Annotated in this window: 9 protein-coding genes; all 9 read right to left on the bottom strand. The window is 72.3% G+C overall.

Annotated features, from left to right (window positions below; all coding sequences use genetic code 11):
- Window positions 1–43: 43 nt before the first annotated feature.
- Window positions 44–994, bottom strand: a complete 951-nt coding sequence (locus tag RNB18_RS13250; protein WP_311714319.1) for a bifunctional riboflavin kinase/FAD synthetase — start codon at window positions 992–994, stop codon at window positions 44–46.
- Window positions 995–1,118: 124 nt separating this feature from the next.
- The gene (locus tag RNB18_RS13255; protein WP_311714320.1) at window positions 1,119–4,472 is read right to left on the bottom strand and encodes a trypsin-like peptidase domain-containing protein; all 3,354 of its coding nucleotides are present in this window, start codon (window positions 4,470–4,472) and stop codon (window positions 1,119–1,121) included.
- Between the two features lie 870 nt (window positions 4,473–5,342).
- Window positions 5,343–6,248, bottom strand: a complete 906-nt coding sequence (gene truB / locus RNB18_RS13260) for a tRNA pseudouridine(55) synthase TruB (RefSeq protein WP_311714321.1) — start codon at window positions 6,246–6,248, stop codon at window positions 5,343–5,345.
- Window positions 6,245–6,697 carry a 30S ribosome-binding factor RbfA gene (rbfA, locus tag RNB18_RS13265; RefSeq protein WP_266558903.1) on the bottom strand — a complete coding sequence of 151 codons (453 nt, stop codon included), beginning with the start codon at window positions 6,695–6,697 and terminating at the stop codon, window positions 6,245–6,247. Before rbfA ends, truB begins: the two co-directional genes overlap by 4 nt.
- A gap of 36 nt (window positions 6,698–6,733) precedes the next feature.
- Window positions 6,734–7,027: a DUF503 domain-containing protein gene (locus RNB18_RS13270; RefSeq protein ID WP_020122665.1), complete on the bottom strand. Its 294-nt coding sequence runs from the start codon at window positions 7,025–7,027 to the stop codon at window positions 6,734–6,736.
- A gap of 137 nt (window positions 7,028–7,164) precedes the next feature.
- Complete coding sequence (gene infB, locus RNB18_RS13275; RefSeq protein WP_311714322.1) at window positions 7,165–10,323, bottom strand: translation initiation factor IF-2; 3,159 nt, start codon at window positions 10,321–10,323, stop codon at window positions 7,165–7,167.
- Between the two features lie 162 nt (window positions 10,324–10,485).
- On the bottom strand, window positions 10,486–10,767 hold the full coding sequence (locus RNB18_RS13280; protein WP_311714323.1) for a YlxR family protein: 282 nt from the start codon (window positions 10,765–10,767) through the stop codon (window positions 10,486–10,488).
- Between the two features lie 129 nt (window positions 10,768–10,896).
- Window positions 10,897–11,883 (bottom strand): transcription termination factor NusA, encoded by a 987-nt coding sequence (gene nusA, locus RNB18_RS13285; protein ID WP_311714324.1) that lies wholly within the window; start codon window positions 11,881–11,883, stop codon window positions 10,897–10,899.
- Between the two features lie 2 nt (window positions 11,884–11,885).
- Complete coding sequence (rimP, locus tag RNB18_RS13290; RefSeq protein ID WP_311714325.1) at window positions 11,886–12,398, bottom strand: ribosome maturation factor RimP; 513 nt, start codon at window positions 12,396–12,398, stop codon at window positions 11,886–11,888.
- Between the last annotated feature and the right edge of the window lie 34 nt (window positions 12,399–12,432).

Raw genomic sequence — 12,432 nt, forward strand, 5'->3', positions numbered from 1 at the left:
GCACCACAAAGGTGCCGGCCCTCTTCTTCCGTCTCTGCGCGCTTCAGGCCTCCGCGCCCTCGATCAGCTCCAGGCACCGCTTCACGTCCTCGGCCATCGCCTTCAGCAGCGCGTCCAGCGACTCGAACTTCTGCTGTCCGCGCACATAGGCGAGGAAGTCCACCGCCACGTGCAGCCCGTACAGGTCGAGCCCGACGCGGTCGATCGCGTACGCCTCCACCGTGCGCTCGGTGCCGTCGAACTGCGGGTTGGTGCCGACGGAGATCGCGGCAGGCATCGCCTCGCCCTGGGCGTGCAGCCAGCCGGCGTAGACGCCGTCGGCGGGGATGGCGGTGTGCGGGAGGGTCTCGACGTTGGCGGTCGGGAAGCCGAGCTCGCGACCTCGCTGGGCCCCGCGGACGACCACGCCCTCCACCCGGTGCGGGCGGCCCAGGATCTCCCCGGCGCCCTCCACGTCACCTTCGGCGACCAGACGCCGGGTCAGGGTGGAGGAGAAGGGCTCACCGCCGCCTGCCGTGCCCGACACGTACAGGTCGACGATCTCGACCTCGAAGTCGTACGTCTTGCCCTGCTCGACGAGGAAGTCGACGTTGCCAGCGGCCTTGTGGCCGAAACGGAAGTTGGGTCCCTCGACGGCCGCCTTGGCGTGCAGCTTGTCGACCAGGACCTTGACGACGAAGTCGGCGGGCGAGAGTTTCGAGAACTCCGTGGTGAAGGGGAGGATCAGGAGCGCGTCCACGCCCAGCTCGGCCATGAGCTCGGCGCGGCGGTGGTGCGGAGCCAGCAGCGGCGGGTGGCTGCCGGGGCGGACGACCTCGCTGGGGTGCGGGTCGAAGGTGACGACGACCGAGGGGACGCCCAGCTCGCGCGCCCGGTCCACGGCATGCCGGATGATCAGCTGGTGCCCGCGGTGGACCCCGTCGTAGGACCCGATGGTGACGACGCTGCGCCCCCAGTCCTCGGGGATGTCCTCCAAGCCACGCCAGCGCTGCACTGTGACCGCTCCTCGTCGAACCCGTGTCCGTATTGACTCTTGCGACTTACGCAGGTCTAAGGGTGCCATGCCGCGTGCCCGTCGCTCGCATCGGCATGGGGGCTGTGACCCGACGCACGCGGAGTCAGGCCGGAACCCGTACACCCGCCAGGTTCTCGATCATCCGCCGGGTGCTGGGGCCGACCATCCCCGCCCACTCCTGCGGGGCCTCGGCGAGCCAGCCGGCCACCAGCGCGGCGAACCCGGGCACATGCCGGCCGAGGTCGACGAGAGCGCGGTCGAAGCGGGTCGCGCCCAGCGGGGTGCGGACGAGGAGGAGGCCTGTGCGCCGGACGAGGTCGCGCACGCCGTCCCCGCCGCGCGCGGCGGCCGCGGGCAGCAGGGCGACGAGGACCGCGGGTTCCCGTTCGTGGTCCAGGAGATATGCGAGGAGTTCCTGGCGCAGCGGGCCGGAGGCGGGGGTGCCCGGGCCGACGAGCACGGCCGCCAGCGCGGCCCGCACCCGTTCCGAGGTGCCGTCGAGCAGTCCGGTGACCAGCGGGAGGAGTACGGCCCGGGCGGCCGGGCCCTGGTCGAGGCGCCGGTCGACGTACGCGGCCACGTCACCGGCGATCGCCGGGCACTGCTGGACCGCCTCCCGCACCAGCACGGCCACCCGGCGGGCCAGGGCGGGCGTGGTGACGTCGGCGAGCGTGCGCAGCGCCTCCCCGGCACCCGGTCTGCGCAGCCGCTCCCGGAAGGCCTCCAGGACCGGATCGGGGTCGGTGGCGAGCGCGGGGACCAGCGCGCCGGGCGGGAACTGCGGGTCGCCGGCGGCGAAGTGACCGAGCGCCTGCGGGAGATGACGGGCACGCGTGCACGGGTCACGCACCAGCAGGGCGAGCGCACCGCCGTGCAGGGTGCAGTCCTCGGGGCGGGCGAGCAGCGCGAGGGCGGCGTAGCGCAGGAGTTCGCGGTCGGCCTCGGTGCGTACGTGCGGAGCCGCCCGCAGTCCGTACGCCACCGCCGCCACCCGCCTCGCCGGCCGCGTGTCGTGCGCCCACCGGTCCACGGCCCGGCACACCGCCGACGGCTCGTCCTCGGCCAGCACGGCGAGCAGTTCGTCGGCCCGCCGGTGCGCACAGCCGACGAGCACCTCGGTGAGGTCGTCCAGGGCCCGGGTCCGGTGCGTGTGCAGCAGCGCCTGCGCGGCCTTCGCCACGGTCGCGTGCGGGGTCGCGGGCAGCGGCCGGTCGTCGTCGAACCAGCGGGCGAGATGCGGCTGTACGGCGGTGGGGTCCATGGCCAGCAGCTCTGCCACGGCGTCCAGGAACCGGGGGCCGGGCTCGTGCGGGGGCCCGTCGGCGAGGACGAGGCGGCGCAGCAGGTCGAAGCGGGTGCCGGGCGGGAGCGGGAGGGCGGTCCAGAAGGCGGGCCCGAACGCGGGCGGGACCGGTTCCTCCCGACGGCGCCGGGCCACCAGGCGGTCGGTGAGCCGCCGCAGGACATCGGTGTACGGCGTCGCGTCGGGCACGCTCAGCAGGGTCTCGGTGAGAAGGCGGGCCGCCCACCAGGAGTGCGGGTCGGCGTCGAGGGCGTGGAGCAACTCCTCCAGTCGGTACGCCAGTTGCGGTGCGCCGTGCTGGCGGGCGACGAGGAGCAGGGCCTGGACGACGGGACCGATGCGGTGGTGCGGGACGGGGAGGGGGTGTTCCCGTCCGGTACTGCGACGGTGGACCAGGGCGCGCAGTGCCTCGTCCAGGTCGAGGTGGGTGCCGTGGATCCAGTCGGCGAGTTCCTCGTGGGCGAAGCGGTAGCCGTTGCCGGCGGGGACGAGGAGGCCCTCGGTGAGGACGGCGGAGGCCCAGCCGGCGCCGCCGAGCCGCTTCGGCGCCTGGCCCCAGGGGAATACGGCCTCGAACGACTCCCGGTCCAGCTCCCCCTGCCCGGGACCGAGGCTGCGGCGGGCGGCCTCGTGGACCTGGCCGGAGACCTTCGCGGCGAGCCGGCGGACGGCGGTGCCGCGCAGACCGCTCGCCGTGGCCAGCCGTACCGCGATGCGCAGGCACATCAGGTCGAGGTACGCCGAGAAGACCGCGTCGCGGTCCACGGGGGCATGAGGGGCGTCCCCGAGTGCCGCGCGGACCTCGGAGAGGAGCCGCAGGGTGAGGGGGTGCCGGTCGTCGGGGGCGGTGAGAATGCCTTCGGGGAGGGTGTGGCGGGCCCGGGCGCGACGGGCCTCCTCGTCGGTGAGGTCGGCGAGGCGTACGCAGGGCGGAAGGTGCCCCTGCGGGTTGCCGTACAGCAGCTCCTCCGGGAAGTCCGTGCCCTCCCAGTACTCCTCCCGGCACGCCACCACCAGCCGCGCCCCCGTCTCCGCCAGCCACTTCGCCGTGCCCTCCGTCCACTCGGCGAGGCGGTGGGCCAGGGCCGGGGGCATCTCCTCGGGGCCGTCGAGGAGGAGGAACAGGGGGCGGCCTGCGGTGCCGGCGAGGCGGGCCAGGCGTTCGGGGGTGAGGTCGCCCAGGTCGGCGGGGACGGTGTCCGTGGAGGTCGCCACGATCCGGGCGGCCCTGGTGAGCGCTCGGCTCGCCGCGTCGGCCACCGAGGCGTCGGTGTTCTCGAGGTCGGCGCCGCGCAGCCAGAGGGTGGGGGCCGGGGCGGGGCCCCGGTGGCGGCGGGCGGCGAGGGCCGCGAGTTGTGTCGTACGGCCGCTGCCGGGCGGTCCGACGAGGCCGAGGACGCCGGCCGGGCCCTCGGTGAAAGCGGCGAACTCCCTGGTGATGGCGGCCCGTTCGACCGGCTCGGTCGGGTCTGCCCGGCCCACGTGACCGGCGAGCGTGCCCGGCGGGCCGTCCTGGCCCACCGAGATGGCCGTCAGTTCCAGCACGCCGGCGAGGTTGAGGTCGGCGCCGTACGCCGGGACCGTCGCCGCGTTCTCCGCGAGCAGGTCGGCGAGGGGGCCGGTCCGGGCGGAGCGGAGCGGGACCGCGTATCCGCTGTCGCGGTGGCCGCACTGCAGGGCGGTGCCGAGGACGGCGAGCACCGCGCCGGTCCCGGCGTCGAGCACGGGGCCTCCGGCGGCCCCGCCGCCCAGCCGCAGTGCGTCCCGTCCCGCGGTGCCGATCGCCAACTCCAGGACGTCTTCGAGGAGATGGAAGCGGTCGGTGGCGGTGTAGGTCACGGCGGCCGCGCCGAGCACCCGGGCCTCGCGCCAGCAGCCGGCGGGGAGCCGGACGTAGGTGCCGGTCTCGACGGTGTCGCGCACGGACACCGGCCACGGGTCCACGCCGAGTCCTTCGGTACGGACGAGCGCCAGGTCCAGCTCGGGCAGCGCGGTCACGGCATCGGAGGACACCACGCAGCTGCGGTCACCGCCGGCGTGCAGCACGAGCCGGGCCGGCCCGTCGACGGCCTCATGGCTGGTGACGACGGTGCCACGATGATCGGCCACGAACCCGACCCCCCGGGGCCGGCCGGCCAGATCAAGAATCCGCACGAGTTCCCCGTCCCACCCGGCCCCGGGGGCCTGCCCGCGTTGCCGGGAACGCTCCTCGCACCCGCTCCGCCCGGGCCGTACGAAATCGCCGGTCTCGCGATTGCCACCCCGATCGGACGGCCCGGCCTTGCCGACCTCCCGATCCCGTTGCCGCACCTCACGATCCACGGATCCGGCGCTCCCCACGACCTCACAGTCCCCCAGCCGATCATCACGATCGACCCACCCGGCACCCTCAGCGATCTCCCGGTCTCCCGGCCGAACCCGCCGGCTCTCCTGCCCCGCTCCGCCGTCATCGTGCCCGCCGGAACCTGCCTCCGGGTCGCTCTGCCGGAACCGCGGGTTCTCCTCGCGGGCCGCGCGGTCACCCCACCGGACCCGCCGACCGGACTCACGCGGCTCCCGGCCCCGTTGTTCCGCAGACAGACCCGTGTCGCGCGACTCCCAACCCCCAGGCCCCACAGACAGACCCGTCTCACGCGGCTCCCGCTCCCCAAGCCCCGCAGGCCGACCCGTCTCCCCCGTGATCCCTTCCCCCCGCCCCGGCATCTCCGCACCGGCGCCGGAGGCGAGAGGCGTCGTTCCGTCGGCGGGGTCACCTCCTGCCGCCATGGCCGTACCTCCCCGCCGTACGCACGTTCCTGTTGTCGACGGTAGGCGTGCGGTGATCGGCGGCACAGATCGTGTGGTGAACGCGCCCCCTTCCACTCCCCCGGTTCACTCCGAGCGCCTGCCCGCGCGGGTGAATGGAAGGAGACGGGCGGATACACCCTAGGGGTGGGGGAACCGAGGGGGGACCGTGGAGCGGCGGCACAACCCCGTGATCGCCGCTCCACGGGCAAACAGCCTCGGTGCTCCCCCGGGCCAGGCCTAGCCGAAGACGGCCAGGCTCTTCGCCTTGCCCTTGTGTTCCTCGACCAGCGCAAGGAAGCGGCCCTCGGGGTCGAAGACGGCCACCGTACCGGCGCCCGTGTACTCGTCGGGCATGTCGAGCCGTACGCCGTTGGTGAGCAGCTTGGCCCGGCGGCCGTCGACGTCCCAGCGGGGGAACGCGGCTGTCGCGGCCTCGGCGATCGGCATCACCGTCAGCTCCTGCTGGAGCTGGTCGAGGGTCTTGGCCGAGTCCAGCTTGTACGGGCCCACGCGCGTGCGGCGCAGAGCCGTCAGGTGACCGCCGACGCCCAGGTCGGCGCCCAGGTCGCGGGCGAGGGCCCGGATGTAGGTGCCGGACGAGCAGACCACCGACACGACCAGATCCACAACGGCCGTGCCGTCCTCGGCGACCGCGTCCCGGACGTCGTACACGGCGAAGGACGAGATGGTGACGGGGCGGGCCGGGATCTCGAACTCCTCGCCCTCACGCGCCCGTTTGTACGAGCGCACACCGTCGATCTTGATGGCGCTGACCTTGGACGGCACCTGCATGATGTCGCCGCTCAGCTTGGCGATCCCGGCGTCGACGGCCTCTCGGGTGACCTTCGAGGCGTCTGTCGACCCCGTGATCTCGCCCTCCGCGTCGTCGGTCAGCGTCGTCTGGCCGAGCCGGATCGTGCCCAGGTACTCCTTCTCGGTCAGCGCGAGGTGCCCGAGGAGCTTGGTGGCCTTCTCGACACCGAGGACCAGCACGCCCGTCGCCATGGGGTCGAGGGTGCCGGCGTGTCCGACGCGGCGGGTCCTGGCGATCCCGCGCATCTTGGCGACCACGTCGTGCGAAGTGAAGCCCGACGGCTTGTCGACGATGACAAGGCCGTCGGGCGGCGGAGTCTTCTGGGTCATTCGGCGGCGTCGTCCGTCTCGTCCTCGTCGCCCGGCTTCCGGTACGGGTCGGCGTCGCCGGCGTACTTGGCGCCGGCCGAGACCTCGCGCACCTTCTCGTCGGACTGGCGGGCCTTGTCGAGGAGGTCGTCGATGGTCTTGGCGGTGTCGGGCAGCGCATCGGCCACGAAGGTCAGCGTCGGGGTGAACTTCACTCCCGCCGCCGCCCCGACGGCGGACCGGAGCACGCCCTTGGCGCTCTCCAGTCCGGCGGCCGCGGCCGCCCGCTCCTCGTCACCGCCGTACACCGTGTAGAAGACGGTCGCCTCCCGCAGGTCACCCGTGACCCGGGTGTCCGTGATGGTGACGTGTGAGCCGAGCCGCGGGTCCTTGATCCCGCGCAGCAGCTTCTGGGCCACCACCTCTCGGATGAGGTCCGCCAGCCTCTTGGCGCGCGCGTTGTCGGCCACTGGTCCGTCTCCTTAGTAACTGTCTTGCTGCTTGCTTCAGTCTTCGTCGCTGTGGAGCCTGCGTCGAACCGAGAGCAGTTCCACCTCGGGCCGCCCGGCGACCAGCCGCTCGCAGCGGTCCAGCACGTCGGTGAGGTGTCCCGTGTCCCCGGAGACCACCGCGAGCCCGATCTCGGCCCTGCGGTGGAGGTTCTGATTGCCCGTCTCCGCCGCGCTCACCGCGTACTTGCGCTGGAGCTCGGCCACGATCGGACGGACGAGAGAGCGTTTCTCCTTCAGCGAGTGGACGTCACCGAGGAGCAGGTCGAAGGACAGAGTCCCCACATACATGTGTGTCCGGATGTCCCGCCGGTTCGGGGTACGGGCGCCGCGCTTGGACGCCGGTACGGGGAACCGTACACGCAACGGCCGGGGCCGATCGACGGATATTACGTCCGCCGACCGGCCCCGATCGCGTGCTACGACGGTCAGCCGCGCGGCTTCTCGCGCATCTCGTACGTCGCGATGACGTCGTCGACCTTGATGTCGTTGAAGTTGCCGAGGTTGATACCGCCCTCGAACCCTTCGCGGATCTCGGTGACGTCGTCCTTGAAGCGGCGCAGACCGGAGATGGTGAGGCTCTCCGCGACCACCTTGCCGTCGCGGATGAGGCGCGCCTTGGTGTTGCGCTTGACCTCGCCGGAGCGGACCAGGACACCGGCGATGTTGCCCAGCTTGGACGACTTGAAGACCTCGCGGATCTCCGCCGTGCCGAGCTCGACCTCTTCGTACTCCGGCTTGAGCATGCCCTTGAGGGCCGCTTCGATCTCCTCGATCGCCTGGTAGATGACCGAGTAGTAACGGACGTCCACACCCTCGCGCTCGGCCATCTGCGCCGCACGGCCTGCCGCGCGGACGTTGAAGCCGATCACGATGGCGTCCGAGCCCATCGCCAGGTCGATGTCCGACTCCGTGACCGCACCGACACCGCGGTGCAGGACGCGGATGTCGACCTCTTCGCCGACGTCCAGCTGGAGCAGGGAGGACTCGAGGGCCTCGACGGAACCAGAAGCGTCACCCTTGATGATCAGGTTCAGCTGCTGGACCTCGCCGGCCTTGAGCACCTTGTCCAGGTCCTCGAGCGAGACGCGGCGCGTGCGCTTGGCGAAGGCCGCGTTGCGCTCGCGGGCGGCGCGCTTCTCGGCGATCTGACGGGCCGTACGGTCCTCGTCGACCACCAGGAAGTTGTCGCCCGCACCCGGGACGTTGGTCAGGCCCAGGACCTGGACCGGCGTCGACGGGCCGGCCTCGGCGACGTTGTTGCCGTTGTCGTCGAGCATGGCGCGCACGCGGCCGTAGGCATCGCCCACCACCATCGTGTCGCCGACCCGCAGCGTGCCTCGCTGGACGAGGACCGTCGCCACGGCACCGCGGCCGCGGTCGAGACGGGACTCGATCGAGATGCCCTGCGCGTCCTGGTTCGGGTTGGCCCGCAGGTCGAGCGAGGCGTCGGCCGTGAGGACCACGGCCTCCAGCAGGGAGTCGATGTTCAGACCCTGCTTGGCGGAGATGTCGACGAACATGGTGTCGCCGCCGTACTCCTCGGCCACCAGGCCGTACTCGGTCAGCTGACCGCGCACCTTGGTCGGGTCGGCACCCTCGACGTCGATCTTGTTGACCGCGACGACGATCGGGACGTCGGCCGCCTTGGCGTGGTTGAGCGCCTCGACCGTCTGCGGCATGACGCCGTCGTTGGCCGCGACGACCAGGATCGCGATGTCCGTCGACCGGGCACCACGGGCACGCATGGCGGTGAACGCCTCGTGACCCGGGGTGTCGATGAAGGTGATCGCGCGGTCTTCTTCGTTGACCTCGGTCGAGACCTGGTAGGCACCGATGTGCTGGGTGATGCCGCCGGCCTCGCCCGCGATGACGTTCGTCTTGCGGATGGCGTCGAGGAGTCGGGTCTTACCGTGGTCGACGTGACCCATGACGGTCACGACCGGCGGACGGACGACCAGGTCCTCGTCGTCGCCCTCGTCCTCGCCGAACTCGATGTCGAAGGACTCGAGCAGCTCGCGGTCCTCCTCCTCGGGGCTGACGATCTGAACCGTGTAGTTCATCTCGCCCGCGAGGAGATGCAGCGTCTCGTCGGAGACGGACTGCGTGGCCGTGACCATCTCGCCGAGGTTCATCATGACCGCGACGAGGGACGCCGGGTTGGCGTTGATCTTCTCGGCGAAGTCGGTGAGGGATGCACCGCGCGACAGGCGAATGGCTTCGCCGTTGCCGCGAGGCAGCATCACGCCGCCGACCGACGGGGCCTGCATGGCCTCGTACTCCTGGCGCCTCTGCCGCTTCGACTTGCGACCGCGACGCGCGGGACCGCCGGGACGACCGAAGGCGCCCTGCGTGCCACCACGGCCACCGGGACCGCCGGGACGACCACCGAAGCCGGGACGACCGCCGCCGCCACCGCCGGGACCACCCGGACGGCCGGCGAAACCGCCGCCACCGCCACCGGGACCCGCGGGACGACCGGCGAAGCCGCCGCCACCGCCACCGGGACGACCGGCGAAACCGCCGCCGCCACCGGGACGACCGCCGCCACCGCCACCGGGGCGACCGCCACCGCCACCGGGACCGCGACCACCGGGGCCACCGCCGCCGGGACGCGGGCCGGCAGCCGGACGCTGCGGCATCATGCCGGGGTTGGGACGCGGGCCGCCGGGGCCACCGCCGCCGGGACGGGGACCGCCCTGCGGACGGGGCATGCCGCCCGGGGTCGGACGCGAGCCGCCCGGAGCCTGCGGACGGGGACCGCCCGCCGCGCCCTGGGGACGGGGACCGCCCTGGCCCTGACCCTGCGGACGCGGGGCGCCGCCGGGACGCTCACCGGGGCCACCAGGGCCGCCGGGGCGCGGGGCACCGCCCGGACGGGGCGCCTGCGGGCGCGCCATGCCGGTGGAGCCACCAGAGGTGAAGGGGTTGTTGCCCGGACGGGGACCGGCCGGACGAGCGCCGGGACGGGCACCCTGGCCGCCCGGACGCGGAGCGCCGGGACGGTCGCCGCGCTCACCACGGCCCTGGCCGCCCTGACCGGGACCGCCGGCCGGACGCGGGGCGCCCGGACGAGGGGCCTGGGAGGCCGGACGCGGAGCACCCGGACGCGGGCCGGAACCCTGGCCCTGGCCCTGCCCCTGGCCCTGAGAGGCCGGTGCGGCGGGAGCCGCCGGGGGTGCCGTGAACTCGGGCGTGGTCGGAGCCGGGGACGCCGGGGCGGGCCGCGGCGCCGGTGCGGGCTTCGGGCCCGGAGTGGGACGGGAGCCGGGAGCGGCCGGGGCGGCGGGAGCCGCGGGCCTCTCGGCGGCGGCCGGCTTGGGAGCCGGCGGGCGCGGGGCGGCCGGACGGGCACCCTGCGCGGGAGAGGGGGCTGCCGGCCTGGCCGGGGCAGCCTTGCGTGCGGAGGCGGGCTTGCCGCCTCCGTTGCCCTGCTGGAGGGCGTCCGTCAACTTACGGACAACGGGCGCTTCGATGGTCGAAGACGCCGAACGGACGAATTCACCGAGTTCCTGGAGCTTGGCCATGACGACCTTGCTCTCCACCCCGAACTCCTTGGCGAGTTCGTATACCCGGACCTTAGCCACTTCGCTCCTTTTAGGTCCGGGTGCGTCCGGACCGTCGCTACTTCATGGGCGTACTCATCGCGTGCTCATCGAGTGCTCATCGCAATCTCGACCTACTTCCAACTCGCGGGGTACCAGGGCCGCACGGGGGTTCCGCGCGACGCTTCTTACGGTGTTGCCTGCTCAGCAACTGTCTGTCTGCTCGACGTACTGGCGCAACGCCTTTGTGTCGAGCGCTCCCGGGGCGCGCAACGCCCTCGTGAACGCCCGGCGGCGTACCGCCTGGTCGAGACAGACCAGGGCGGGGTGTACGTACGCACCCCGGCCGGGCAGCGTACCGCGAGGATCAGGGACGCATGCGTCCTTGATCGCCACGATGCGCAGCAGATCGGTCTTGGCCGCTCGCTGCCTGCAACCCACACAGGTGCGTTCAGGGCATGCTCGGGCGGGCGTCCGGCCAGACACTCTTAAGTCTACCTCCCCGTACCGACCTCACCCCTTGGGGGCAGCGATCGAACGGTTGTTGTCGTGATCTAAGCCACCTACGGCTTGGATCTATTCCCCAGCACCATTAGCCGGAGCCAGTCACCGGCGCTAGTCGCCGGCCTGCTCGGTGTCCGGCCGGATGTCGATCCGCCAGCCGGTGAGCCGGGCGGCGAGCCGGGCGTTCTGGCCCTCCTTGCCGATGGCGAGGGAGAGCTGGTAGTCGGGGACCGTCACCCGCGCGGAGCGGGCGGCCATGTCCACGACCTCGACCTTGGACACCCGGGCCGGCGACAGCGCGTTGGCGACCATCTCGGCCGGGTCGTCCGACCAGTCGACGATGTCGATCTTCTCACCGTTCAGCTCACCCATGACATTGCGCACACGTCCGCCCATGGGGCCGATGCAGGCGCCCTTGGCGTTCAGGCCCGAGCGGGTGGACCGTACGGCGATCTTGGTGCGGTGACCGGCCTCGCGGGCGATCGCGGCGATCTCGACGGACCCGTCGGCGATCTCCGGCACCTCCAGGGCGAAGAGCTTCTTCACCAGATTGGGGTGCGTGCGCGACAGGGTGACGGACGGACCACGCACACCCCTCGCCACTCGTACGACGTACGACCGCAGCCGCATCCCGTGCGGATACGTCTCACCGGGGACCTGCTCCTGCACCGGCAGGATGGCCTCCAGCTTGCCGATGTCGACGAGCACGTTCTTCGGGTCGCGGCCCTGCTGGACCACGCCCATGACGATGTCGCCCTCGCGCCCGGCGTACTCGCCGAGCGTCGCGTCGTCCTCGGCGTCGCGCAGCCGCTGCAGGATGACCTGCTTGGCCGTGGTGGCGGCGATACGGCCGAAGCCGGACGGGGTGTCGTCGAACTCGCGGGCCTCCTGACCCTCCTCCAGGTCCTCGGGATCCTCCTTCGCCCACACGGTCACATGGCCGCTCTCGCGGTTGAGCTCCACGCGCGCGTGACGGCGGCTTCCCTCGGTGCGGTGGTAGGCGATGAGGAGGGCCGACTCGATCGCCTCGACCAACAGGTCGAAGGAGATCTCCTTCTCCCGTACCAAGCCCCGCAGGGCACTCATGTCGATGTCCACGGCTACGCCTCCTCTTCCTGCTCGTTTTCGTTCTTGCTGTCCTTGCGGCTGAACTCGACCTGCACGCGCGCCTTGTCGAAGTCGGAGAAGGCGAGTCTGCGGGCGGTGGCCTTGCGGCCCTTCACGCCGGGCACTTCGAGGTCGAGGCCTTCGTCGTCGACCTTCAGGATCCTGGCGACCAGTTCGCCGCCCTCGGTCAGCTGGAACTTCACCAGCCGGTCCACGGCACGCAGGTAGTGACGGTGCTCCTTGAGGAGGCGCTCCGCGCCCGGGGTGCCGACCTCGAGGGTGTACTCCCCCGCGCCCATCGCGTCGCTCTCGTCGAGCTTCGCCGAGAGCGCGCGGCTCACATCGGCGATCTGGTCCAGGTCGGCACCGGTGTCCGAGTCGACGACGACACGCAGCACTCGCTTTCGTCCTACGGAGTCCACTGCGATCTCTTCGAGATCCAGGCCCTCGGAGGTGACGAGCGGTTCCAGGAGCTCTCGCAGCCTCTCGCTGTGGGTCGTGCTCATCCGGGTGACTCCTCGGCCGCGTGTGCTGTTGTGG

The sequence above is a fragment of the Streptomyces doebereineriae genome (assembly GCF_031845645.1).
GTDB lineage: Bacteria > Actinomycetota > Actinomycetes > Streptomycetales > Streptomycetaceae > Streptomyces > Streptomyces canus.